Annotated in this window: 20 protein-coding genes; 12 read left to right on the forward strand and 8 right to left on the reverse strand. The window is 66.3% G+C overall.

The window, feature by feature from the left end; genetic code table 11:
* Positions 1-268: 268 nt before the first annotated feature.
* The gene (locus CYJ10_RS08470; protein ID WP_101681079.1) at positions 269-1,447 is read right to left on the reverse strand and encodes an HlyD family secretion protein; all 1,179 of its coding nucleotides are present in this window, start codon (positions 1,445-1,447) and stop codon (positions 269-271) included.
* Complete coding sequence (locus tag CYJ10_RS08475; RefSeq protein ID WP_101681080.1) at positions 1,444-2,943, reverse strand: efflux transporter outer membrane subunit; 1,500 nt, start codon at positions 2,941-2,943, stop codon at positions 1,444-1,446. Before CYJ10_RS08475 ends, CYJ10_RS08470 begins: the two co-directional genes overlap by 4 nt.
* Positions 2,944-3,197: 254 nt before the next feature.
* On the opposite strand from CYJ10_RS08475, the gene CYJ10_RS34050 reads away from it, so the two are divergent.
* The 5 genes from CYJ10_RS34050 (at position 3,198) to CYJ10_RS08495 (ending at position 7,383) form a co-directional block, all read left to right on the forward strand.
* Positions 3,198-3,356, forward strand: coding sequence for a hypothetical protein (locus CYJ10_RS34050; protein ID WP_180862872.1), 159 nt, complete (start codon positions 3,198-3,200; stop codon positions 3,354-3,356).
* A 152-nt stretch (positions 3,357-3,508) separates the two neighbouring features.
* Positions 3,509-4,519 (forward strand): helix-turn-helix transcriptional regulator, encoded by a 1,011-nt coding sequence (locus CYJ10_RS08480; protein ID WP_101681081.1) that lies wholly within the window; start codon positions 3,509-3,511, stop codon positions 4,517-4,519.
* Positions 4,512-4,988 carry a DUF3331 domain-containing protein gene (locus CYJ10_RS08485; RefSeq protein WP_101681082.1) on the forward strand — a complete coding sequence of 159 codons (477 nt, stop codon included), beginning with the start codon at positions 4,512-4,514 and terminating at the stop codon, positions 4,986-4,988. The genes CYJ10_RS08480 and CYJ10_RS08485 overlap by 8 nt, the downstream gene beginning before the upstream one ends.
* Before the next feature lie 6 nt (positions 4,989-4,994).
* Positions 4,995-6,395, forward strand: a complete 1,401-nt coding sequence (locus CYJ10_RS08490; RefSeq protein WP_101681083.1) for a cytochrome ubiquinol oxidase subunit I — start codon at positions 4,995-4,997, stop codon at positions 6,393-6,395.
* Positions 6,396-6,411: 16 nt separating this feature from the next.
* On the forward strand, positions 6,412-7,383 hold the full coding sequence (locus CYJ10_RS08495; RefSeq protein ID WP_101681084.1) for a cytochrome d ubiquinol oxidase subunit II: 972 nt from the start codon (positions 6,412-6,414) through the stop codon (positions 7,381-7,383).
* A gap of 267 nt (positions 7,384-7,650) precedes the next feature.
* Here the strand turns inward: CYJ10_RS08495 and CYJ10_RS08500 are convergent, their stop codons facing one another.
* Positions 7,651-8,124: a Dps family protein gene (locus CYJ10_RS08500; protein WP_101681085.1), complete on the reverse strand. Its 474-nt coding sequence runs from the start codon at positions 8,122-8,124 to the stop codon at positions 7,651-7,653.
* A gap of 300 nt (positions 8,125-8,424) precedes the next feature.
* Between CYJ10_RS08500 and CYJ10_RS08505 the strand changes: the two genes are divergently transcribed.
* Positions 8,425-9,897 carry a sensor histidine kinase gene (locus CYJ10_RS08505; RefSeq protein WP_101681086.1) on the forward strand — a complete coding sequence of 491 codons (1,473 nt, stop codon included), beginning with the start codon at positions 8,425-8,427 and terminating at the stop codon, positions 9,895-9,897.
* Between the two features lie 70 nt (positions 9,898-9,967).
* Here CYJ10_RS08505 and CYJ10_RS08510 read toward each other — a convergent pair whose 3' ends face one another.
* The gene (locus tag CYJ10_RS08510) at positions 9,968-11,188 is read right to left on the reverse strand and encodes an ISL3 family transposase (protein WP_101681087.1); all 1,221 of its coding nucleotides are present in this window, start codon (positions 11,186-11,188) and stop codon (positions 9,968-9,970) included.
* A 219-nt stretch (positions 11,189-11,407) separates the two neighbouring features.
* On the opposite strand from CYJ10_RS08510, the gene CYJ10_RS08515 reads away from it, so the two are divergent.
* Complete coding sequence (locus CYJ10_RS08515; protein ID WP_101681088.1) at positions 11,408-12,430, forward strand: IS110 family transposase; 1,023 nt, start codon at positions 11,408-11,410, stop codon at positions 12,428-12,430.
* A 326-nt stretch (positions 12,431-12,756) separates the two neighbouring features.
* On the opposite strand, the gene CYJ10_RS34055 is transcribed toward CYJ10_RS08515, so the two are convergent.
* Both CYJ10_RS34055 and CYJ10_RS08520 read right to left on the reverse strand, forming a co-directional pair.
* Positions 12,757-12,906, reverse strand: a complete 150-nt coding sequence (locus CYJ10_RS34055; RefSeq protein WP_180862873.1) for a hypothetical protein — start codon at positions 12,904-12,906, stop codon at positions 12,757-12,759.
* Positions 12,903-13,166: a hypothetical protein gene (locus CYJ10_RS08520; RefSeq protein WP_101681089.1), complete on the reverse strand. Its 264-nt coding sequence runs from the start codon at positions 13,164-13,166 to the stop codon at positions 12,903-12,905. The genes CYJ10_RS34055 and CYJ10_RS08520 overlap by 4 nt, the downstream gene beginning before the upstream one ends.
* A gap of 296 nt (positions 13,167-13,462) precedes the next feature.
* Here CYJ10_RS08520 and CYJ10_RS08525 point away from each other — a divergent pair, with 296 nt between their 5' ends.
* The 5 genes from CYJ10_RS08525 (at position 13,463) to CYJ10_RS08545 (ending at position 21,950) form a co-directional block, all read left to right on the forward strand.
* Positions 13,463-15,784 carry an FdhF/YdeP family oxidoreductase gene (locus CYJ10_RS08525; RefSeq protein WP_101681090.1) on the forward strand — a complete coding sequence of 774 codons (2,322 nt, stop codon included), beginning with the start codon at positions 13,463-13,465 and terminating at the stop codon, positions 15,782-15,784.
* Between the two features lie 456 nt (positions 15,785-16,240).
* Positions 16,241-18,358: a di-heme oxidoreductase family protein gene (locus CYJ10_RS08530; RefSeq protein ID WP_101681091.1), complete on the forward strand. Its 2,118-nt coding sequence runs from the start codon at positions 16,241-16,243 to the stop codon at positions 18,356-18,358.
* A 92-nt stretch (positions 18,359-18,450) separates the two neighbouring features.
* Positions 18,451-19,407, forward strand: coding sequence for a glycoside hydrolase family protein (locus CYJ10_RS08535; protein WP_257993189.1), 957 nt, complete (start codon positions 18,451-18,453; stop codon positions 19,405-19,407).
* Between the two features lie 120 nt (positions 19,408-19,527).
* Positions 19,528-20,538, forward strand: coding sequence for a Bug family tripartite tricarboxylate transporter substrate binding protein (locus CYJ10_RS08540; protein ID WP_101681092.1), 1,011 nt, complete (start codon positions 19,528-19,530; stop codon positions 20,536-20,538).
* Complete coding sequence (locus tag CYJ10_RS08545; protein WP_101681093.1) at positions 20,535-21,950, forward strand: MmgE/PrpD family protein; 1,416 nt, start codon at positions 20,535-20,537, stop codon at positions 21,948-21,950. Before CYJ10_RS08540 ends, CYJ10_RS08545 begins: the two co-directional genes overlap by 4 nt.
* Before the next feature lie 104 nt (positions 21,951-22,054).
* Here the strand turns inward: CYJ10_RS08545 and purB are convergent, their stop codons facing one another.
* Together purB and CYJ10_RS08555 are read right to left on the reverse strand one after the other, a co-directional pair.
* Entirely contained in the window at positions 22,055-23,404 is a 1,350-nt protein-coding gene (gene purB / locus CYJ10_RS08550; RefSeq protein ID WP_101681094.1) for an adenylosuccinate lyase, read from the reverse strand.
* Between the two features lie 56 nt (positions 23,405-23,460).
* Entirely contained in the window at positions 23,461-23,808 is a 348-nt protein-coding gene (locus CYJ10_RS08555) for a carboxymuconolactone decarboxylase family protein (protein WP_101681512.1), read from the reverse strand.
* Positions 23,809-23,852: the final 44 nt, after the last annotated feature.

The following is a 23,852-nucleotide window of genomic DNA, read 5'->3' on the forward strand; positions in this document are numbered from 1 at the left end:
TCGTGGGCTTCTACAACCCGGTGCGCTTGCATTCGACACTGGGCTACACGTCGCCAACAGACTACGAGGACAAGTTCCAACAGACCACCCTAATACCTGTCTGAAAAAACTTGACCACTACAGAGCCAGCCGGCGCGGCAAGAGAGACGCTCCTAACTTCCTTAACGCCCCCTAGCTCCTCCAGCTCCTCCAGCTCCTCCAGCTCCTCCAGCTCCTCCAGCTCCTCCAGCTCCTCCAGCTCCCTTGACGCGCGTGACTCGCTTGACCCTCAACCCGCGTTGGCCGCGATGATCCTGGCGATGCTCGCGTCGGCATCGCGGCCTATGGATGCGTAGACGTCCGTCGACAGCGGCGTCACGGCCGGCAGCGTGTTCAGGCTGGCGCCGTCGTGCTGGTGAACATCCACCGTCGCCCGCATCGACAAGCCGATGCGCAGCGGATGGGCCGCCAGTTGCGCGGGATCGAGCGTGATCCGGACCGGCAGCCGCTGCACCACCTTGATCCAGTTTCCCGTGGCGTTCTGCGCGGGCAGCACCGAGAACGCGGCCCCGGTGCCGGCCGCGAAGCCCGCCACCTTGCCGTCGTAACGCACCTGGCCGCCATAGAAGTCGGCCACCAGCGACACGGGCTGGCCCACGCGCATGTCCTGCATCTGGTTTTCCTTGAAGTTGGCGTCCACCCAGACCTGGTCCAGCGGCACCACGCCCATCAGCGGCACGCCGGGCGCCACGCGCTGGCCCACCTGTACCGCGCGGCGCGCCACGAAGCCGGTGACCGGCGCCGGCAGCGTCGACCGCGCGTGGGCCAGGTAGGCGGCCCGATAGCTGGCGGCGGCACGCGCCACGTCGGGATGCTGCGCGACGGTGGTGTTGTGCGTCAGGGCCAGGTTCGATGCCAGTTGCTCCTGCGCGGCGCGCAACGCCGCCTGCGCTTCCTTGAGCGCGGACCGGGCGTGGTCGACGTCCTCTTTCGATACGGCACCGGTCCCGTCGACCGACATCCGCCTGCGTAGATCGTCACGGGCGTTCTCCACGTTGGCCTGCCGCTGTGCGATGTTCGCCTGCAGCGCGCCGTTGTTGACATAGAGCGTGCGCACCTGGCGCACCGCTTCGGCCAGTTGCGCGGCGGCCTGCTGCAGCGCCACCTCGCTATCGGTCGGGTCGAGCCCCAACAGCGGCTGACCCATGGTCACGCGCTGGGTATCGTCGGCCGCGATCGACACGACCGTGCCCGGCACCAGCGACGTGACCTGCACCACGTTGCCGGCCACATAGGCGTCGTCGGTGGATGCGTAATGCCGGCCGATGGTCCACCAGTAGGCGCCGGCGCCGATGCCCGTCACGGCGACCAGCACGGCCACGGTGATCAGTCGGCGGCGCGGCACAGGCCGCATCTCGGCCGACGGTGCGGGCGCGGCGGGCGCGGCGGGCGTTGCGAGTGTGTTCATGGTGTGGGGGTCGTGGGATGGGGTGTCGCGGTGGCCTGGGCTGCGGCGTGGTCCGGCAACGGCCCCACGTAGCCGCCGCCGAGCGTCCAGACCAGCTGGAACTGGAGATCGAGTTGCTGCCCCTGCAGCTGTGCCACCTGGCGCTGCTGCGCCAGCACGCTGTCCTGCGCCGTCAGCACGGCCAGCTGGTTGGCCAGGCCCGCCTGCCAGCGGCCGGCGGCCAGCGTATAGGCATGGTCGGCCAGCGCCAGGGCACGCTGCCGCTGCGCGGTCTCGGCGGCCACGGCCTGCAGGCTGCTGACGGTATCGGCCGTGTCGCGCAGCGCATTGGTCAGCGTCTGGTTGTAGTCCGCCACGGCCGCGTCGTAATCGGCGTAGCGCCCGTGCAGGTTGGCGCGCAGCCGGCCGCCTTCAAACACCGGCAACCGCAGCGACGGACCCAATGCAAAGGCGCGGCTCGCGCCAAGCAGGAAATCGGACGGCGTGATGGTGGTCAGCCCGGCCATGGCCGACAGCGTGACGTCTGGCAGGAATTCCGCGCGAGCCACCTCGATGTCTTTCGAGGCAGCCTCCACGCGCCACCGCGCAGCCACCAGTTCCGGGCGGCGCGACAGCAGCCCAATGCGCGCGTCATCGGGCAGTCCGGCCAACGGCTGGCCGCCCGCGCCCGTCAGCAGCACGGGGCGGGCAATCGCCAGCCCGCGGTCGGGGCCCCTGCCCAGCAGCGCGGCAATCTGGTGGCGAGTCAGCGCGATGTTGTCGTCGATATGGGTCAGATCGGCCTCGGCGCTGGCCAGGTCGGCGTCCTGCAGCGTGATGCCCACCTGGGTGTCGAGCCCGGCCACCAGCCTGGCCTTGCCCAGCGCAGCCAGTTCGCGGCGCTGGGCAATCGTTTGCGTGGTGATGTCGCGTAACGCATAGAGCGTGGCCAGCCGCGCATAGACGCGTGCCACGCCCGTGGTCAGCAGCAACTGCGCGGCCTGGTCTTCGGCCTCGGCCTCGCGCACGCCAGACAGCGCGGCCTGCAGCGCGCTGCGGTGCTTGCCCCAGAAGTCCAGGTCATACGTCAGCCCGCTGGATAACTGCACCTGGTTGATCCAGCGCCCCGAGAGCGGCGTGGCGCCAAGCAGGTCGGTCTCCGAAATACGCTGGCGCGACACGCCGCCACGAATATCGACATCGGGATACAGGCCGCTGCGCGCGCCCTCGGCCACGGCCCGGGCCGCCTCCACACGCGCCTGCGCGGCCTGCAGCGTCGGGCTGCCGGCCACGGCCTCGCGCGCCAGCGCACCAAGCTGCGGATCGCCAAAACGGTCGATCCAGTCCTGCGACGGCCACTGGCCATGCTGGGCCGGCAGACTTTGCGCGGTGTCGGTAACCACTGCAGGCGCCTGCGTGGGGCGGCTGTGGTCGAACGCGGCGCAGCCCGTCAGCGCCAGGGTAGTCAGGACGGCGGCGGCCACGGGCAGGTGCCGCCATCCGGTAGCGGCATGCATCACGGCCCCACTCCGATGGTTGATGCCGGGAATGATGGCCGCTGGCGCGTCGGGCCGTGGTTGCGAACGCCACGTTATTTCGGGATGGCACGGCCGGGTGGCGGGACCGCCCCAATCCGCCCCGTTCCGGTGCATTGCGTTGGCCCGGCCTATACCTTCGTTTAACACCGCACCACCTACGCGGCAATTGTGGGCATCCGTCCCCGGCTCCTAGCATTCAGTCAACCACAGACTGCTTCCACGGGAGCCGCACCATGACACACCAGAAACTCTGGATGCCGATCATCGCCATCACTCTCGCCTTCGCCACGGTCGGCGTGGCCGGCGCCATGGTGTACGGCATGTGGCAACAGGCCATCGAGCCCGTTCACGCCGCGGCGCACGCCGTACTGTCGCACCACCACCACCTGTGAGGGCCGTCATGTCCGAACAGGAAAGCCTGCTGCTGATGTACGGCTGGATCGTCCTCGCCGTGCTGAACCTGATTTTGATTGCCGTCGCGTTCCTCCAGTACGCCGAGTGAATGCCCGCCGCCGCACCGACACCGCATCCCGGGAGCCCTGCCATGAAAGATGTAGCGACCGTCGTCCTCGACGCCCCTGACACCCCCTCCGCCACGCCCGCCAGGGCCGCGCCCCAGTTGCGCGTTGCCGCCGCACAGGCACCCGGATTCGTCCAGTGCGAAACCCGCTGGCGCCACGCACCCGAGGCGGTTACCGCGCCCGGTCACCGCGACGCCATCGTGGTGTCGCGCTGGACCTGCGACGGCGAGCCGCCTGACATGGTGTCGCACACCGGCGATCCGACCCGGCACTGCATCGCCATCAACCTGCGGTCCAGCTCGATCCGCTTCCTGTGTGGCGGCATGCCGGTGTTCGACGGACGCCTGGGCGCCGGCGCGGTCCACGTGACCGCGCCCGGCATCGCCACCAGCGCCGTGTACGCATCGGCCAGCGACGTGCTGCACCTGTTCGTGCCCCAGTCGGTGCTGGCGGCGTGCTATGCCGACCAGTTCGGCCACGCCCACGATGGCGATCTGCGGCTCGACGATCCGTTCTTCCATGCCGACCCGGCGCTGGAACGGCTGGGCCAGGCACTGGCCGTAGCGCATTCGCAGGACCCGGGGCTGGGCCGCATCTTTGCCGACAGCGTGGCGCTGGCCATCGTGGCCCGCGTGGTGGCCAATCATTTCCAGCGCATCGCATCGAGCACGCGTGCGGTGACCACGCTGCCCCAATGGCGCCTGCGCCGCGCCATCGAGTTCATCGACGCGAATCTATCGGCCCCGATCGGGCTGGCCGATATCGCCCGCAGCACCGGGCTCACGCGCATGTACTTTGCCGCGCAGTTCCGCCGCACCACGGGCATGCGCCCGCACGAATACCTGGTGCGCCGCCGCATCGAACACGCACAGGACCTGCTGCGCGGCGGTGACGGCAGCGTGCTGGAAGTGGCCATGCGCTGCGGATTCCGTTCGCAGGCCCATTTCACGACGGTCTTCAAGCGCTTCGTCGGCGACACGCCGCACTGCTGGCGCGTCAAGGTCACCTCAACTCCCGGGAGCTCCCATGGCTGAAATCCTGTACTCCGCATCCGTCGACACCCGCGATCTGGCGAACGTGCGCGACAGCGCCTGCGACGCATGGCTGCGCACCATCGCCCTGCTGGAACCGCAGCGGCAGACGCAAGCCGCGCTGACCTACACGGCCGAGGACAACGCGCTGCGTGCCCATGCGCCGATCGTCAGCATCATCGAGCGGCTCAGTGGCGCCATGGCGGTGGTGAGCTGGCGCGACGCCACGCACTGCCGCTACGGGGCGCAGGTCTGGACCATCGGCTCGGCGCGCGACACCGGCGTCTGCGCGCTGTCCGGCCAGCCCATCGACAAGAGCGACCTGGTGTTTCGGCCACAGCGTTCGCGTCCACCCGCGCTCAACGCCGACGCGATGATCCTGGCCACCGCCATGGACAACGCCGGCGTGGCCCTGGCGCCCGTGCTGGACGATGCGCAGCCCACCATCGCCTACCGATCCAACGCCCGGTAACCCGCCATGCATGACGTCACAGACCTGTCGCGGCTGCAGTTCGCCTTCACCGCGATCTTTCATATTCTCTGGCCGATCCTGACCATCAGCCTGTCGGCCTTCCTGTTCATCGTCGAAGTGCTGTGGATCCGCACCAACGACTTGGCGTGGTATCGCCACGCGCGCTTCTGGAGCAAGCTGCTGCTGTTGAACTTTGCCGTCGGCGTGGTCAGCGGCATCCCGATGGAATTCGAGTTCGGCACCAACTGGAGCGCGTTCTCGCAGTTCACGGGGCAGTTCTTCGGCAACATCCTCGGCTTCGAGGGCGCCATGGCGTTCATGCTCGAAGCCGGCTTCATCGGCATCATGATGTTCGGCTGGGATCGCGTGCCGCGCGGCGTGCACCTGTTCGCCACCGGCATGGTGGCACTGGGATCGTCGCTGTCGGCCTTCTGGATCATGGTGGCCAATTCGTGGATGCAGACCCCGGCCGGCGTGGCGGTGACGGACGGCAAGATCGTCGTGACCAACTACCTGCACGCGATCTTCAATCCCGACGCGCTCTGGGGCATCGGCCACATGTGGCTGGCCGCGCTGGAAACCGGGCTGGTGGTGGTGGCCGGCATCTCGGCCTGGTATCTGCTGAAGCGGCGGCAGCCGGAGTTCTTTGCGCGCTCGTTCCGGCTGGCCATGGTGCTGCTGGTAATCGTGACACCGTTGCAGGTATGGCTGGGCGATGGCAGCGGCGTGGACGTCTTCGAGACGCAGCCGGCCAAGGGCGCCGCCATCGAAGGCCACTGGCAGACCAACGCGCCGGGCACGGCCGCGTCGTGGTCGCTGCTGGCCTGGCCCAACCAGGCCACCCAGCGCAACGACTGGGCCATCGAGATCCCCGGCATGCTGAGCCTGCTGGCGACGCACAAGGTGCATGGCACCGTCACGGGCCTGGCGGACATTCCGCGCGCCGACCAGCCCCCGATGCTGCCGCTACTCTACTACGCGTTCCGCGTGATGGCCGGCATTGGCGTGCTGTTCGTGGTGCTGGCACTGTGGACGGCGCGGGTGCTGCGCCGCACGCGCCACCAGCCCGCCAGCCTGAGCCAGCACCGTGCGCTGCTGCTGGCGTGGATCGTCGCCATTCCGCTGCCGTACCTGGCCGTCGAGTGCGGCTGGATCGTACGCGAGGTAGGCCGCCAACCGTGGCTGGTCTATGGCCTGCTACGCACGCCGCAAGGTGTTTCGACCGCCATCACCACCGCCGACGTGACGGGCAGCATCGCGATGTTCGGCGCCTTCTACGCAGTGCTGCTGGTGACCTTCACGTGGCTGGCCGCGCGCTGGCTGCGCCAGGGGCCGGACCTGACGCTCACGGCGCCGGCACCCGTCCCCGCCGCCCTGCGGGCCACCGCCGAGCGCAGTACCTACTGACCACCGGACCTTCGCCATGGAAACTTCTGCCCACACCCTGCTGGTGTCGCTCTGGTTCTGCATCCTGGGGCTGATGCTGGCCGCCTATGTCGTCACGGACGGCTTTGATCTCGGCATCGGCATCCTGAGCCTGTTCGAGCCCGAGCGCGAACGGCGCGACGTGATGGTCGAATCGATCGTCCACGTCTGGGATGCCAACGAAACGTGGCTTGTCGTGCTGGGGGGCGGCCTGTTCGGCGCCTTCCCGGCTGCCTATGCCATGCTGCTGCCCCAGCTCTACCTGCCGCTGATGGCGCTGATCGCCGGGCTGATCATGCGCGGCGCGGCCATCGAGTTCCGCCATGCCACGCATCGCGGCCCGTTCTGGGACAGGATCTTCGGCATCGGCAGCCTGCTGGCCGCCGTGGCCCAGGGCGTGATCCTGGGGCGCATCATCACCGGGCTCAATCCGGGCACGTGGAACGCCGTGTTCACGCTGTTTGCCGCCGTGGGCGTAGCCGCCGGCTATGCGCTGCTGGGCGCCACCTACCTGATCAAGAAGACGTCGTACCCGGTGGAGGCGTCGGCACGCCACTGGACGCTGGCGACGCTGCCGATCACCGTGGTCAGCGCGCTGGTGCTCTCTGGCGCCACGCTGCGGCTGAGCCTGATCGGCACCGAGCGCTGGCACCAGCATGGCGTGCTGGCCGTGCTGGTGGCCCTGGGCGTAGTGGCCGCGCTGGCGGTCGCCTGGATTTCCGGGTCGACCTGGACGGGCAGCCGCCGCGCGCCGTTCCGCGCCGCGGTGCTGCTGTTCCTGGTGTCGTTCGGCGGCCTGGCCATCAGCCTGTTCCCGAACGTGGTGCCGGGCCGGCTGTCGCTGCTGGATGCGGCCTCTGACGACCACACGCTGGTATTCATGCTGATCGGCATCGGCGTGCTGCTGCCTGTCATGCTGGGCTACAACCTGTACCAGTACCACGTGTTCCGCGGCAAGGTGGCCGCCTGAGTCGCAGCCCCCATGCCGGGCAAACACAAGAAAGCCCTGCGGGCCTCCGGGCCGGCAGGGCTTTCGCACATCGTGGCCGGCGCGCCATTGCGGCCTCACGCTGTTGAACCCGCTTCTTCACTCCGCGCCACGGACCGGATTCGGCCTGGCAGTCCATCTGTGACCTATGGGTCGCGCAGTCGCTGGGCCCCGCGCCGTCAAGCTGATTGCGGTGATAACACGCCGCTTCCGCGTTCCGGCGGTGGGCGCCGGAACGTGGCTGCCGGATTACTTGACCGATTCCGCCAGGAACCAGGCGCGGCGCTGCGCCTCGTCGATCCAGTTTTCCAGCAGGCTGGCCGAGGCCACGTCGGCATGGTCGTCGCACACCGCGTGGGCATCCATCATGGCTTCCACCAGCTTGAGGTTGTCCGCATGCAGTTCGCGCAGCATGGCCTTGGGCGAGACGTCTTCGGCGTCGTTGTCGCGCACGCGCTGGAGTCGTGCAATGGCGCCGATCGAGCGCAGCGTCGTGCCGCCAACCTTGCGCACGCGCTCGGCCACGTCGTCGGTGATCGCAAAGATCTGGGTCGCCTGCTCGTCCAGCATCAGGTGGTAGTCGCGGAAGTGCGGGCCCGACATGTGCCAGTGGAAGTTCTTGGTCTTCAGGTACAGCGCGAAGACATCGGCCAGCAGCCGGTTCAGATGGTCGGAGATTTCGGTTACGGCCAGGCCGGGATCGTCGAGTTGGGTATTCGTCATGATGGGCTCCAGTAGGGCTTGCCAAGGGGCGATGTGCCCCGATTCTGTGCACTCGCGGCCGCCTGCGGAGCGGGCGAGTGTCCATCTCGACTGTGCGCCTGTGCCAATGACGCCGATTGTCCCCAGATCAACCGGTTTCGGAATCGCATCCGTGGTTCGGAGATGGCGACAAATGCATGGACATCTCCTATACCTTCATATGATTCCTCGACCAGTCATCCAGCGCTAATATCAGCGTCGGATCATGCTGCCGGTCATGGGCATGGCATACCGATAACCAGCAAGACGAGCGGAAAGGGCATGTACAACCCAACCACCAACCGGCTGTTGATGGGCGCGGCAGGCCTTCTGGGCCTGTGCGTGTTCGCGATCGACGCCCTCACGCCACTCGATTTCGCCATCGCGGTGGTCTATGTGCTCGTCATCCTGCTGGTGGCGCTGACCGGCTCGATCCGCGCCACGCGGGTCACCGCTGCCATGGCGCTGCTGCTGACGGTGGTGGCCTTTGCCTTCTCGCAGAACCCGGACCCCGACCACGGACAGCTGGCGCGCTTTGTCTTTGCCCTGCTGGCCATCGGCACCACCACGCTGCTGGCGCTGCGCAACCTGGCCGACATGGCACGCCGGCGCCGCACCGAGGCCGCCCTGGCGCGCAGCGAAGCGTTCCTGGCCGAAGCGCAGCGGCTCAGCAAGACCGGCAGTATTGCGCTGCGCCTGCCGGCCAACACGATGACGTGGTCGGACGAAGCGTTCCGCATCCTGGGCTACTCGCGCGGCGAGGCGCCCCACTTCGGCATGGTGCTCACGCGCGTGCATCCGGACGATCTGGCCGAAGTGCAGCGTGTCCATGCCGCCATGCTCGGCGGCATGCAGAGCGTGGACCTGCGGCATCGGCTGCTGCTGCCCGATGGTTCGATCCGTCATGTGCACCTGGTGGCGCGCCGAAGCGCCACCACCGGCGACCAGCACGAGTATGTGGGTGCCCTGATGGACACCACCGACGCCATCGAGACCCAGCAGGCGCTGCATCGGACCATGACGGAACTGGCACACGTATCGCGCGTGACCACGCTAGGCCAGCTGGCCGCATCGATTGCACACGAGGTCACGCAGCCGATGGCCGCCATCGTCACCTGCGGCAGCTCGGCACTGCGCTGGCTGCAGCGCGACGAGCCCGAGATTGCCGAAGCCACCGAGTCGATCGAACAGGTGATTCGCGACGCCAGCCGCGCCAACGACATCATCCGGCAGATCCGCGCCATGGCGCAGAAGTCGGAACCCAAGTACGTGGATATCGGCGTCGACCACCTGGTGATGGCTTCGCTGGAACTGGTGCGGCGCGAGCTGCAGGACCATCAGGTATCGGCCGAACTGGACCTGAATGCCGACGACGTGCAGATTCACGGCGACTGGACGCAACTGCAGCAGGTGCTGGTGAACCTGATGGTGAACGCCGCGCAGGCCATGTCGCACGTATCCGGCCGGCGCCGGCTCACGCTGGCCAGCCGCGTCATGCCGGACCATGCGGTGTTGCTGGTGGTCAGCGATACGGGGCCGGGCATTCCCGACAAGGACATGGATCACCTGTTCAATGCGTTCTACACGACCAAGGCGGACGGCATGGGCATGGGCTTGTCCATCTGCCGGAACATCGTGGAATCCCACGGGGGCAGCATCGCGGCGGAATCGCTGCCGGAAGGCGGTGCGAAGATGATCGTGCGGTTGCCGCAACGGATGGCTGACGGCGAGCAGGTGACGGAAGAAGCGGCCTGAGCAAGGCCTGCGGGTAGCCGAGGGTTGCCTTGGGGCGGCCCCTGAAACGCAATCCATCAAAAAAAAAGGTTCAACGAGGAATTCCGGGGAAGGCTGCCTTGATCTTCAGGAAGAAGTACTCCTCGTCACGGTAGCCGTAGGCCCGACGTTTGATGACCTTGATGGTGTTGTTGATGCCCTCTACGACGCTCGTGTTCAGCGGGTGCCGGCATCGGGCGATGATGCCGTGCCAATAGGCTTTCAGGCGCTGGGCGAACAGTTCGAGAGCAGGAATCCGGCTCTGGCTTGCCTGTTCACACCAATGCTCCCACGCCTTTTGCGCCCATCCCGGGCGGCGATAGAACCACAGCCGCTTGAGTTCGTCCCTCAGGATGTAGACCGTCAGCAGCGGCTGATTGGCCTGCAGCACGTCGTTCAGATGCACAGCCTGAGCGTCGCTCAGGTTCTCCTTGTTGCGCAGTAGCAGCCAGCGCGTGGACTTGAGTACCCGCCGGGCGGGACGGTCATGTCGCAGGCGATTGGCCTGGTCCACACGGACCCGATCGATCACTTCGCGCCCGTACTTGGCCACGACGTGGAAGAGGTCGAAGACCACCTCTGCCTGTGGGCAATGCTCGCGGATCTCCAGTTCATAGGCAGTCGTCATGTCGATGGCAACCGCTTCGATGCGCTCGGCCGCGCCCGCCGGGAGCTGCTCAAAGAAGGCCCGTGCTGTTTCGCGCGAGCGGCCCTGACCGATCCAGAGCACTTGCCGCCCAATCGGATCGACCACCACCGTGGCATAGCGATGGCCCTTGTGGAGCGCGAATTCGTCCATGGCCAGGTAGCGGATGCTGGACCAGTCTGGCTCGACGACTACCTCGCGCAGGCGCGCCTTGTCGATCGTCTTGACGGTATGCCAGCCCAGGTCATAGAAAGCCGCCACGGCCTGCACCGTGCAGTGACGCAGCAACTGCCCGCAAGCCTGCGCCAGCCTGGCTGTGACACGCTGGTAGCGCCCCAGCCATTCGAGTCGCTCGAGTCGCGGGCCGCCACATTGATCGCACCATACGCGCCTGCGGGGGACATGTAGCACCACCCGGTACTCGAACAGCGGAAGATCCCGTACGCGCCGCATCACCGTCTCATGGACCTGCCGGCACTTCGATCCGCATTCCTCGCAGTACATGACCTTGCTGACCGGCTTCAGGTACAGCGCCAGCGTACGGCTTTCGCCTTCAGGCCATACCACCCGATCGAGCTTGTAGCCATCCCAGCAGCCCAAGGCCTGCAGCGTCTTCCGATCCAGCATCCCGTTCCTCAACAGCCGTCTTAACGGCCATTAGGATACGAAATGTGGAAACTCAGTCCCCGGAATTCTTCGAAGATGGTATGAACGCGTCTCGCCCCGAGCCGTCGGGCGGTATGGCTGAAGCCTCAGGAATCATGATGGGGCCCCTCCAGGACCGAACGGCATCAATGTGCCAGAGTGGTAGATGTCGCCACCACTAGAGGAACGGAGGGACCCGAAATGAATACTACGACATACGGCCTGGACGTCGCAAAGCATGTATTCCATTTGTACTGGGTTGAAGCTGAGAGCGGTGAGATCGTAAGCCGGCGCTTCGGCAAACAGGCGCTTATCGAATTCCTCTGCAAGCGGAAGCCAGGTCAAGTGGCGTTGGAGGCTTGCGGCAGCGCGCACTGGTGGGCTCGCCGAATTGCGTCGATGGGCCACCAGGTCAAATTACTACATGCGAAGTTCGTCCGACCCTTCGTCCAAACCAACAAGACGGACGCTGCTGATGCGAAGGCAATTTGGACGGCAGCACAACAACCAGCGATGCGCACGGTGGAACCAAAGACAGAGGATCAGCAAGCCATACTGTCCCTGCATCGCATGCGCGCGCTATTGGTCAAAATGCGAACCATGCAGGTCAATCAACTGCGCGGCTTGCTGTACGAATATGGCACCTGCTTCAAGACAGGCCGCAGAGCCGGCTTGGCAGAAATTCGGCAGCATCTCGATCAAGTAGAACAAGCGCTGCCTGGCTGTCTGTTTGGGCCTATTCGCGACCAACTCAGTCGCATCGATGACCTAGACAAGCAGATTGCCGACCTAGAGCGGCAATTGACAGGCTGCCAGAAGCGCCAGGCGGACTGTCAGGCAATCGCCGCCATTCCGGGCATTGGCATGCTCACAGCAACCGCGTTAGTTGCGACGGTCGGAGACGCCAAAGCCTTCAGATCGGGACGAGAGCTAGCCGCCTTCCTCGGCCTTGTACCTCGCCAAACCGGCACAGGCGGCAAAGTTCAGCTCGGCGGGATTAGCAAGCGCGGCGATGTTTATCTGCGCACCTTATTAATCCACGGAGCCCGCACAGTGCTGTTCCGATCGAAAGAGAAGGGAGTCTGGTGCGACCGGCTGCGTCAGAGACGACCGACTAACGTCGCCGCCGTGGCGATAGCCAACAAAATGGTTCGTACGGCGTGGGCGTTGCTCGTGCACAGAACTGCATTTGAAAGGAACCACGTGTCGGTGAAGCCGGCGTAGTTCCTACGCCGACTCCACCGAACACGTGGCCATCGATTTGGGCGTGACAAATCCTTCATCAGCAAGTTGCGATGGTAAGCGTAACCATGATGGCGTGACAGGTTGGACCACAAGAGCGCAAGCCTGATTTGGTTCTGGTGCTTTTAAGCACGTGGCGAAGATGAGACCGCTCTTGGCGAATTCCATCAGGGCCCGCAGGCATGGCCTGCAGAAAAGGCCGGATATAAGTCTGCAACCAACCCTCTGTCGAGCCTGACCTTTGCGTTCACCTAGCAAGACGAGGCGCGTTCATATAAGAACCAAAAAAAAGGCGCCTGGGCGGCACCTCAAACGCCTGCCCAGAGCGCCGTGACCAGGGCCATGCCGCAACTGGCGGCACAGATGCCCAGCCATGCCAGCGCCAGCCTGACGCCACCGACGGCCGCGCTGGCGGCCCGGCCGTCGATCCCGCCTGTGGCGATCATGCTGGCGTTCATGCCGGCGTGTTGCCCGGAGGCGCCGATACGCCGGTCAGGTCCTGCCCAACCTGGATGAAGCGACCCTGGTCGGCGGGCGACACATTGAAGCGCGCGCCCTGCGTGTAGACGTCACGCGGCTGGTCGATGTTGTACTGCGGGTGCGAATGCACGGCCGGGTGCTTGCCGGTCTCGGCGGCATTGGCCATGCCGGTGCCGAGGGCGCTGATGGCGGCCACGCCGCATGCCACGAGGACGGGAACGATGTGCTTGCGAATCATGATGGACTCCTGGTTGGGTTGCCTTGCAGACGGGAAACACCGTTCGGCTGTCCCGCCAGGGCCTGCATCGCAAGCCCGTGAACACATCGTAGGCGCCGGCAACGCACGGCGCATTCGTACGTGGGTTGCCTCGCGGTAGCCAATTTGTAAAGCACCATCATCCTTTGGTTTGCCTGGCGCATCGTTTGACGTGCAAAACCGAAACCGGCACCGCCAGCGGTAACGCCCGCCACCCTGCCCCCGATACGCTTGGGCCATCCCGACGTATCGACCCCTTTCAGGCAGGAGCCCCCGCCATGGCCTTCAAGTCCAAGCCCCGCATCGAACCCTATACCCACGCCGCCGCCGGATGGGGTGCGCTGAAGTACGTGGCCATCAACCTCATCAAGGAACGCGTGCCAGGCCGCGACTACGCGATGCTGTTCCGGCAGAACAAGGCGGACGGCTTCGACTGCCCCGGCTGCGCCTGGCCCGACCGCGAACACGCCTCGACGTTCGAGTTCTGCGAGAACGGCGTCAAGGCCGTGGCCGCCGAATCCACCGGCAAGCGCGTAACGGCGGCATTCCTGGCGCAACACACGGTGACGTCGCTGATGGCGCAGACCGACTACGAACTGGAGCAGCACGGCCGGCTGACCGAGCCCGTCATCTATGACGGGCTGTCGGACACCTACCGCCCGATCTCCTGGCAAGACGCCTTCGCGCTGATCGGCACCCGCCTGCGCGCCCTGCCCGATCCGAACCAGGCGGCCTTCTACACCTCTGGCCGCGCCAGCAACGAGGCTGCCTTCCTGTACCAGCTGTTCGCGCGCATGACGGGCACCAACAACTTCCCGGACTGCTCGAACATGTGCCACGAGGCCACCAGCCGTGGCATGCCCCATACGGTTGGCGTCGGCAAGGGCACGGTGACGCTGGACGATTTCGAGACCTGCGACACCATCCTGCTGTTCGGCCAGAACCCGGCTACCAACCATCCACGCATGCTGGCCGAACTGCGCGACTGCGCCCGGCGGGGTGCCACGCTGGTGTCGATCAACCCGCTGCGCGAGCGCGGGCTGGAACGCTTCACCAGCCCGCAGAGCCCGGTGGAGATGCTGACCCTGTCGGACACCAGGATCTGCTCGGTATTCGTGCGCCCCACGCTGGGCGGCGACTACGCGCTGATCAAGGGCGTGGCCAAGCGCGTGCTGGAACTGGACGACGAAGCGCTGGCCAGTGGTGGCGCCCGCGTGCTGGACACCGCGTTCATTGCCGAGCACACGCACGGCTTCGACGCCTTTGCGGCCGACCTGCGAGCCGAATCGTGGACCCTCATCGAGCAGGAATCGGGCGTACCCCGCGAGGAAATCGAGGGCCTGGCCGCCATCTACGCCCGCGGCCAGCGCGTGATCTGCACCTGGGGCATGGGCCTGACCCAGCACAAGCATTCGGTACAGACCATCCAGATGCTGACCAACCTGATGATGCTGCGCGGCAATATCGGGCGCGAGGGCGCGGGCCTGTGTCCCGTGCGCGGCCACTCGAACGTGCAGGGCAACCGGACGGTGGGCATCGAGGAGCAGCCGACCGGCGCCTTCCTGGACAAGCTCGGCGCGGCTTTCCGCTTCACCCCGCCGCGCGAGCACGGCTACGACGTGGTGGAGAGCATCGAGGCCATGCTGCGCGGCGACGTGAAGATCTTCGTGGCGCTGGGCGGCAACTTTGCGGCAGCGACCCCGGACACGCTCCGTACGTGGGACGCGCTGCGCGCCTGCAACCTGACCGTGCATATCGCCACCAAGCTCAATCGCAGCCACTTGGTCCACGGCAAGGAGGCGCTGATCCTGCCCACGCTGGGCCGCACGGAGATCGACCTGCAGGACGGCGTGCCGCAGGGCGTCACCGTGGAAGACTCAGTCTCCAAGGTGCATATCTCGTTCGGGATGAATACGCCGGCATCGCCAGACCTGATGTCCGAGACCGCGATCATCGCCGGCCTGGCCCATGCCACGCTGGGCAGCGACACCGTGGACTGGCGCTGGTACGCGCAGGACTACGCCCGCATTCGCGACAAGATCGCCGAGGTCGTCGACGGATTCGAGCACTACAACGCCCGCGTGGCGGTGCCGGGCGGCTTTCACCTGTACGTGCCCGCGCGGGAGCGGCAATGGCACACGTCGTCCGGCAAGGCCGAGTTCCTGGTCAATCCGCTGAGCCCCGACACGCCGATCGCCCAGGCCCGCGCCCGCCACGGCGAGCGCGTGATGACGCTGATGACCACGCGGTCCCACGACCAGTACAACACCACGATCTACGCGCTGGACGACCGCTATCGCGGCGTCTTCGGCCAGCGCCGCGTGGTGTTCATCCATCGGGCAGACCTGGAAATGCTTGGCCTGCGCGACGGCGAATGGGTCGACATGACGACGGTATGGCACGACGACATCGAGCGGCGCGCCGACGGTTTCCTGCTGGTCGCCTACGACATTCCGCGCGGATGCGTGGCCGCCTACTACCCCGAGACCAACCCGCTGGTGCCGCTGGACAGCGTCGCCGACCTCTGCAATACGCCGACATCCAAATCGATCCCGGTGCTGCTGCACCGTTCCAGCGCGACGATGACTGCATCTCTGTGAGCGTCGACTCATTGGGCGCTTGATACCTCAACGCGTCGTCCCTGGCCACTGCCACCCGCTGGCGAGTGGCCATTTTCATTGCCACGCTGACGGAAATGTCTGCGGCTTTCGCGCAACGAAATCCGCACCATAATGGTCAACGCGATACGCATCCCACTGGATATAAATCGCGAGCGCCGGCAGAAAACCTCCGATTTGTGTCATGTACATGTCATCGACGGGGCTGCATCCGGCGCCCCGTCACGATGTGACGATCCTCGTCACCGCACGGCGCAATTTTTGTCACCCCAGGCGCCAGATAATGACAATTGACATCTATTTCGACGGCTCACGATAATCGCCGCGGCTACAGGGAATGGGCCTGTTTCCGACGCGCGGGATGCTTTTGTCGTTGTCGGAAATAAATATCGAAAACGGAATCCCATGGGGTTCCGATAAAAACGAAGGGTCAAGACAATGAAAAAAGTCGCTCACTATCGTGGGCCGGCATTGCTGCTGGCCGTCATATCGATGCTCGCCGCGTGCGGCGGAGGCGGTGACGGCAGCCCGCCGCCTCCGACCGTCGCGCCGTCGCTCTATGAGCCGCTGTACAGCGCCGACACGCCGGTCATGGAGCAGATCCAGTACCGGGAGGCCGACGGCACGCTGGTGACGATGATGGGCTCGCGCCCGACCGAACGCCACGCCCGCGAACGCGGCGAGGCCTGGGATGCCCCCGACGCGGGCCCGGGCCGCTACCTGACCTTTCCCACGTTCTATTTCCAGAACCGCACGTTCGGCCTGGAAATCCGCGACCACGTGCCCGCCGGCAAGCAGCTGATCGAGGTCTACCTGCGCGTGAACCAGGGCATCTTCGACGGCACCACGTTCAGCCTGTTCCGCAACGTGCTCGATCCGACCGTGCGCGACTATGGCTGGTCCCTGAACTACGGTTTCAACAACCCGAAGGAAGGTGGCCTGCCGATCTGCCGCGAGAACCAGCCGCGCGAAGACTGCATGATGACGTTCGACTCGAACTGGCGCACCGACCCGCACAGCCCGCTGAAAATCGGCGACAAGGTTGAGCTGGCCCCGGCGCCGCGCCTGAAGCGCGACCCGGTGGCGGACGGCGGCGGCAGCCGTTACTACTCGTTCGAGCAGCTCTACGTGGTTGGCGTGGGCATGCGCCCCTGGTATGGCATCGCCCCGAACCTCGATTCGGAGCCGCTGCCGGACGACGCCCTGCTGGGCGGCCAGGCCAGCCTCTCGTACAACTACTCGGAAGAGCCGATGCGCGTCTTCCAGCAGATGGCCAACAACATCGGCATCACGAACACGCAGCGCTTCGTGGAGGGACGCCGCCTGTTCCACACGTCGTTCGCCGACGGCACGCACTCCGAGCACGACCGCGACAACCCCGTGTTCACGGCGCATATCGGACAGCTCGGCGCCCGCTACAACCAGCCGCGCTGTATCGAATGCCACACCAACAACGGCCGCAGCAAGCCGCTGGCGCTGGGCGCGAAGCTGGACACGATGTCGTTCCTGACCGCCAACAGCGACGGCACCGGCCCCGATCCGGTCTACGGCCACAACGTGCAGCAGCACGCGCAGGATGCCAAGGCTGCCGCGTACGACGTCACCGTGCAGTCGCTCGACACCACCGTACGCACGCTGCCCGATGGCGAGAAGGTGGAACTGGTCAAGCCCGTGTTCGCGTTCAAGGGCCCGGCCCCGGCACGCTTCTCGGCGCGCCAGGCCGCGCAGGTGATCGGCATGGGGCTGCTGGAAGCCATTCCCGAGACCACCATCCTGGGTCTGGCCGATCCGAACGATGCCGACGGCGACGGCGTCCGGGGCGTAGCCAACCTCGTGGTGGACCCGCAGACAGGCAAGACCCACGTAGGCCGCTTTGGCTGGAAGGCATCGAAGGGCAGCATCCGCCAGCAGGTAGCCGACGCGCTGATCAAGGACCTGGGTGTGACATCACCGATGTTCCCCGATTACGGCTGCCAGCGCGGCGCCGCGAACTGCCACACGGTCACCACGCCCACGTCGATCAGCGAGAACGAACTGCAGCGCATGACGCACTACCTGTCGCTGATCGCGGTGCCGGCACAGCGCAAGCTGCGCAGCGGCTTTCCTGACGGCATCCGCGTATCGCCCGAGCACGATGTGAACCCCGCACAAATCGCGCGGGGTAGCGACCTGTTCACTCAGGTGCGTTGCGTGGCCTGCCATACGCCGACCCTGAAAACCGGCAGCACCCACCCATTTGCCGAGCTTCGCGAGCAGACCATCCATCCGTACACCGATCTGCTGCTGCACGACATGGGGCCTGAACTGGCCGACTCGCTGCCTGAAGGGCGCGCGTATCCGGGCCAGTGGCGCACCGCGCCGTTGTGGGGCATCGGCTCGCTGCGCTTCGTGCAGGGTGGCGATACCAGCGTGCGCCTGCTGCACGATGGCCGCGCCCGCACCATCCCCGAAGCCGTGCTCTGGCATGGCGGCGAGGCCACCGACAGCCGCACGCGGTACGAGGCGCTGCCGAAGGCCGACCGCGACGCGATCACGACGTTCCTGCAGTCGCTGTAAGTCGCGGCGTCTATCGAGGATGATGCTCCGCTCCCGCACGCCCGGGAGCGGAGCCAACACGGAATCCGACTCCGCTTCACACGGACACTCATATGTTGATGCACACCTTCCGCAGCCGCGCCATCGCGCCGCTGCTCATGGCTTTCGCGCTTGCTGCCTGCGGTGGCGGCGACGGCGGCACCTCGACGTCCGGCTCCGGCAATAGCGGCGGCGGCCTGTCGCCAAGCACGCCCGCCGCACCGGCCACCCCGCCAGCCGCCACGCCCGGCGTGACCAAGAGCGCCAAACGCGGCATCGCGTTCGATCTGGCCAGCAAGGCCGATGTGGCCGCGCTGGCCCCCGGCGTGTCGTGGTGGTACAACTGGTCGCCCAAGCCCAGTCCGTCGGCGCCCACCGACACACGCGCGACGTACGGCATGGACTTCGTTCCCATGCTCTGGAACGACTATGCGTTCGACGCCATCACCGTGGAGACCTGGCTGAAGGACCATCCGGAGGTCAAGTACCTGCTGCTGATGAACGAGCCGAACCTGACGGACCAGGCCAACCTGTCGCCCGCCGCAGCCGCCGCTGCCTGGCCGCAGTTCGAGGCCATCGCCGCCCGCACCGGGGTCAAGCTCGTGGGCCCGGCCATCACGTGGGGCACCATGCCGGGCTACAGCGATCCCGTGATCTGGCTTGATGCGTTCTACAACGCGTACCGCGCCGCCAACGGCAACCGCAATCCCCAGATCGACTACCTGGCCTTCCACTGGTATGACTATGGCCTGGGCGGTCAACTCGACCGGCTGGCCAAGTACGGCAAGCCGTTCTGGGTCACCGAGTTCGCCAACTGGCACAGCAACGCCGACGGCTCCCAGATCGATACGCTGGAGAAGCAGAAGACCCAGATGCGCGAAATGGTGGCCACCTGCGAGCAGCGCACCGATGTGTTCCGCTACGCGTGGTTCACGGGCCGATGGAGCCCCGACCCGCACTTCACCAGCCTGCTGGGCGCCGATGGCGCACTGTCGGAACTGGGGCGCTATTACCTGAGCCTGCCGTTCTGACGACACGCCACGGCGCGGCCGTTCCAATTCACGGAACATCCATGCGTATCGCCGCTCCTCGCCCAGAATCGATGACGGGCCGCAACGACGGCCTGATCGACGATAAGCGAGGAGACAACGATGACGATATCCATGCAAGGTGCGCTTGCCCGCGCACGGCGTGGCGCGCGCGGCCTGCTATGCCTGCTGACCGGCTTGGCAATCGGCATGGCTGCCACGGTGGCACACGCCGAATACCCGGACCGCCCAATCAAGCTGGTGGTGGGCTTTCCGCCGGGTGGCGGCGGCGACCTCTACGGCCGGCTGATCGCCGACCAGCTGTCGCGCAAGCTCGGCCAGCCCGTGGTGGTGGAAAACAAGGGCGGCGCGGGGGGCATGATGGCCGCCGAGCAGGTCGCGCGCAGCAAGCCTGACGGCTACACGCTGCTGATGGGCATGAGCAGCAACATGTCGCTGGCAGCGGCGATACGCGGCAAGGAACTGCCCTACCGCGTGCCGGAAGACTTCGTCGCCATCGGCATGCTGGTGCAGGCGCCGCACGGGCTATTCGCCTCGTCCGACCGCTACACGACGGCCAAGGCGGCACTGGCCGACGCCAAGGTGCGGCAACTCAGCTACGGCTCCTCGGGGCCGGGTAGCGTCGGCTACGTGACGATGGAAATGGTCAAGGCCAAGGCCGGCGTCGAGATCTCTCCCATCCCGTATCGCGGCTCGGGTCCGGCCATTACGGACCTGCTGGGCGGTCACACCGATCTGTTCTTTGCCACGGCGCCGCCGATCATGGGCCAGGTCAAGGGTGGCAAGCTCAAGCTGCTGGCCCTGACCGGCGAGCAGCGCACGCCAGCCTTCCCCGACATCCCAACGTTTCGTGAACTCGGCATCGACGTCACGGTGACGCAGTGGTACGGCCTGGTGGCGCCGGCCGGTACGCCCGATGCCATCGTGCAGCGCCTGTCGCGAGCGGTATCCGAAGGACTGGCCAACGCCGAAGTCCGCCGCGTGGTGCGCCAGGATGGCGCCCGCGAAGTCGACATGCCGACGGACAAGTTCCGCCAATACATCGTCGACGACATTGGCCGTTATCGCGCCGGCATCAGCGACAAGCTGCTGAAGACGATGGAGGTCAAATGAGCACCGATACCAACGCCAGCACACGCAGCACACGCAGCACACGCAGCCCAGGCAGCGCACGCGCCGCCCCCGTCCTGCCGCACCGGCTCACGCTTGAACTGGCGGCCCACAGCCTGGCCATCGCGCATGGCGACACCCTGCCCGCCTCCGTGTCCCGCATTGCCCGGCACAGCCTGCTCGACTGGTTTGCGGTCGCCTGCGCGGCGTGGCAAGAGCCGCCGGTGCAGATCCTGCTGGCCGACATCCGTGACGAAGGTGCCACGCCGCGCGCCACCCTGCTCGACGGCTCTCGCGCCAGTGCGGTGCAGGCGGCGCTGGTCAACGGCACGGCCTCGCACGTGCTCGATTTCGATGACGCGCACCTGCAATCGCGCGTGCACCCTTCCGTGCCGCTATGGCCAGCCATCCTGGCGCAGGCCGAAGCGGGCCGGCACGGCGGTGCCGCGGCGCTGGCCGCCTTTGCCGCCGGGGTCGAACTGCAGAGCCGGGTGGCGTCGTTGATGGGCGAGGACCATTACCGGCTTGGCTGGCACAACACGGCCACGCTCGGCACACTGGGCGCCACCACGGCGGTGGCGGCGCTGCTTGGGCTCGACACCGAACGCACCGCGCATGCACTGGGCATCGCCTGCACGCAGGCCGGCGGCCTGCGTGCGCTGTTCGGCACCATGGGCAAGCCGCTGCATGCGGGACACGCCGCAGCCATAGGCCTGCGGGCCGCCCGACTGGCGGCGCGCGGCTTCACGGCGGTGACGGACATCCTGGAGCGCGAGCAGGGCTTCGCCGCCCTGTACGCGGGCCAGTGGGACGCCGACCGCGTCTGGCAAGATGCGGCGACGCCACGCGTCCACGGCATCGTCTACAAGTACCACGCGTCGTGCTACGGCACGCAGGCGCCCATCGACGCCTGCCTGCAACTACGCCAGGCGCACGCATTTCAGCCTGGCGATATCGAAATGGTCGACGTGGCGATCGAGCCGCAATACCTTGACGTCTGCTGCATCGCCAATCCCTGCACGCCCTCCGAAGCGAAGTTCAGCATTGCCCATATGGCCGCGCTGGCGCTGTCCGGCCGCAGCACCGTGGCGGCCGGGAGCTTTGCCGATGCACGCGACGATCCGGCCATCTCAGCGCTGCGCGCGCGCATCCGCGTACAGGGCGACGCAGCCATGCCGCGTGCCAATGCCCGCGCCACCGTGACCCTGACCGATGGCTGCACGCATGTCAGTCACTGCGACGCCAGCCGCCCCGAGACCGATCTCGACCGGCAGGAAGCGCGCATCGCCAGCAAGGCGCGCGCACTGCTTGCGCCGGTGCTTGGCGAGGCGCGCGCCGAAGCGCTGATCGCCACCGCGCTGGCATGCGAGGGTCTGGACGATGTGGCAGCCTGCTTCGCACCACTACGCCGCTAGCTTCCACCTACCTTACCCAGAAAGAAAAAGCGGGCGCCGGGAATTTCCCCTGCGCCCGCTTTCCTTTCTTCTTGCCGGAGGCTGCCGCGCGCGGCAGCCTGCTCTCACTCCGTCACGTTCCCCACCACGCGGTCCACGAACACGCCGGCCATGCCGGTGTAGCCGTGTGGATCGAGCATGCGATCGATCGCCTGGGCGTCGATGCCTGCCGCCACCTTCGGATTGGCCAGCAGCGCCTCGCGGAAGTCGCCGCCGCGCTCGAACACGTCCATGCAGACCTCATAGACGATCTCGTGCGCTTCCTGCCGCCCGAGCCGGTCGCTCAATCCCATCATGACGGCTTCCGACATCAGCAGTCCGCGCTGGATGAACAGGTTCTTCTCCATGTTCGCGGGACGCACGGTCAGGTTGGCGCAAACATAGCTCATCTTCATCGCCGCCGCGTCACACATGCAGCACAGGCGCGAGATGAATTCGCGTTCGGTCTGCAGCACGATCTTGTCGCGTTCGTGCTCCGCCATGATCGATTCCAGCGCCATCGGCGCGGTGTTGCGCACCAGGCGGGCCAGTGCCACCACGGTCTCGCAGGTGGGCGGATTGCGCTTGTGCGGCATCGTGCTGCTGCCGACCTTGCCCATCGCGAACGGCTCTTCCAGCTCGGCCGTCTCCGTTTTCTGCAGGCTGTAGACCTCATGGGCGATCTTGCCGATGGTGCCGGTACAGATCGCGAGCACGCAGGCCAGTTCTGCAATGCTATCGCGCGAGACGTGCCAGTGGATGCGCGGGCAGCCCAGCCCCAGTTCCTCGAACAGCGCCTCCTGCACCGCGAGGCCCTTGTCGCCCAGCGCTGCCAGCGTGCCGACCGCCCCAGAGAACTGGCCCACCAGCACGCGCTGCTTCATGGCGTCGAAGCGTTCGCGGTTGCGGCGCATCTCCTCCACCCATACGGCCACCTTGAAGCCGAAGGTAATCGGCAGCGCCTGCTGGCCGTGGCTGCGCGCCACCATCGTCAGGTCACGATGCTTCGCCGCCAGCGTCACCAGGTGCGACTCCAGCTCCGCATAGCGCTTGCCGATCACGTCCAGCGCGTCGCGCACCTGGAGCATCGTGCCGGTATCGATGATGTCCTGCGTCGTGGCACCCCAGTGGATGTACTCGGCCGCATCGCCGCTGCAAACCTTCTTCATGGCACGCAGCAGTGGCACGATCGGATGGCTGGTGCGATCCATCTCGCGCTTCAGGTCGGCCAGGTCGATCAGCTCCGCGCGGGCCTTGGCGCAGATCTCGTCGGCCGCGTGCTGCGGAATGATGCCCAGGCGCGCCTGCACCCGGGCCAGGGCGGCTTCCACGTCGAGCCACCGCTGCACGGTCTGCTCGTCGCTGAAGATCTCGCGCATCTGTGCGGTGCTGAACTGGTCGCGGAACAGGGCGCTGTCGATCACATACGCTGCCATGCTTGTCTCCTCCTATTCGCTATCGAATGCTGATGTCTACGGGTGCGTTCCCGGTGTCAAGCCGCTTCCCGCATCTGGGTGACGGCCTCCATCGCGCGCAGCGAATAGACGTAGGCAGCGCCAGCATTCAGCGCAATCGCGGTGCCCAGTGCATCGCTGACCTCGGCCTCGGTGGCACCGGCCTTGACCGCAGCCGCCGCATGCGACGAGATGCAGCCGTCACAGCGCGTGGTTACCGCCACGGCCAGCGCGATCAGTTCGCGCGTCTTGGCATCGAGCGCGCCGTTCGACCCCTGCGCCGCCGCCAGGTTGCGATAGGCTTCCAGCATCTTCGGGTTGGTATTGCCCAGGCGGTTGTACGAACGCTTGAGCGTATTCAGCAGATCTGACCAGTTCATGAACATGGACATGCGGGTTCTCCCAGTTGGAAAGTTTGCAGGTAAAAAGA

The sequence above is a fragment of the Cupriavidus pauculus genome (assembly GCF_002858765.1).
GTDB lineage: Bacteria > Pseudomonadota > Gammaproteobacteria > Burkholderiales > Burkholderiaceae > Cupriavidus > Cupriavidus pauculus_B.

Excerpts from the sequence above, each read along its gene's own strand:
- CYJ10_RS08510 (WP_101681087.1), bottom strand. The coding sequence starts at position 11,188 with ATGCTGGATCGGAAGACGCTGCAGGCCTTGGGCTGCTGGGATGGCTAC.
- CYJ10_RS08470 (WP_101681079.1), bottom strand. The coding sequence starts at position 1,447 with ATGAACACACTCGCAACGCCCGCCGCGCCCGCCGCGCCCGCACCGTCG.
- purB (WP_101681094.1), bottom strand. The coding sequence starts at position 23,404 with ATGGCAGCGTATGTGATCGACAGCGCCCTGTTCCGCGACCAGTTCAGC.
- CYJ10_RS08515 (WP_101681088.1), top strand. The coding sequence starts at position 11,408 with ATGAATACTACGACATACGGCCTGGACGTCGCAAAGCATGTATTCCAT.
- CYJ10_RS08500 (WP_101681085.1), bottom strand. The coding sequence starts at position 8,124 with ATGACGAATACCCAACTCGACGATCCCGGCCTGGCCGTAACCGAAATC.
- CYJ10_RS34050 (WP_180862872.1), top strand. The coding sequence starts at position 3,198 with ATGACACACCAGAAACTCTGGATGCCGATCATCGCCATCACTCTCGCC.
- CYJ10_RS34055 (WP_180862873.1), bottom strand. The coding sequence starts at position 12,906 with ATGAACGCCAGCATGATCGCCACAGGCGGGATCGACGGCCGGGCCGCC.
- CYJ10_RS08495 (WP_101681084.1), top strand. The coding sequence starts at position 6,412 with ATGGAAACTTCTGCCCACACCCTGCTGGTGTCGCTCTGGTTCTGCATC.
- CYJ10_RS08475 (WP_101681080.1), bottom strand. The coding sequence starts at position 2,943 with ATGCATGCCGCTACCGGATGGCGGCACCTGCCCGTGGCCGCCGCCGTC.
- CYJ10_RS08530 (WP_101681091.1), top strand. The coding sequence starts at position 16,241 with ATGAAAAAAGTCGCTCACTATCGTGGGCCGGCATTGCTGCTGGCCGTC.
- CYJ10_RS08490 (WP_101681083.1), top strand. The coding sequence starts at position 4,995 with ATGCATGACGTCACAGACCTGTCGCGGCTGCAGTTCGCCTTCACCGCG.
- CYJ10_RS08555 (WP_101681512.1), bottom strand. The coding sequence starts at position 23,808 with ATGTTCATGAACTGGTCAGATCTGCTGAATACGCTCAAGCGTTCGTAC.
- CYJ10_RS08545 (WP_101681093.1), top strand. The coding sequence starts at position 20,535 with ATGAGCACCGATACCAACGCCAGCACACGCAGCACACGCAGCACACGC.
- CYJ10_RS08535 (WP_257993189.1), top strand. The coding sequence starts at position 18,451 with ATGTTGATGCACACCTTCCGCAGCCGCGCCATCGCGCCGCTGCTCATG.
- CYJ10_RS08480 (WP_101681081.1), top strand. The coding sequence starts at position 3,509 with ATGAAAGATGTAGCGACCGTCGTCCTCGACGCCCCTGACACCCCCTCC.
- CYJ10_RS08520 (WP_101681089.1), bottom strand. The coding sequence starts at position 13,166 with ATGATTCGCAAGCACATCGTTCCCGTCCTCGTGGCATGCGGCGTGGCC.
- CYJ10_RS08485 (WP_101681082.1), top strand. The coding sequence starts at position 4,512 with ATGGCTGAAATCCTGTACTCCGCATCCGTCGACACCCGCGATCTGGCG.
- CYJ10_RS08540 (WP_101681092.1), top strand. The coding sequence starts at position 19,528 with ATGACGATATCCATGCAAGGTGCGCTTGCCCGCGCACGGCGTGGCGCG.
- CYJ10_RS08505 (WP_101681086.1), top strand. The coding sequence starts at position 8,425 with ATGTACAACCCAACCACCAACCGGCTGTTGATGGGCGCGGCAGGCCTT.
- CYJ10_RS08525 (WP_101681090.1), top strand. The coding sequence starts at position 13,463 with ATGGCCTTCAAGTCCAAGCCCCGCATCGAACCCTATACCCACGCCGCC.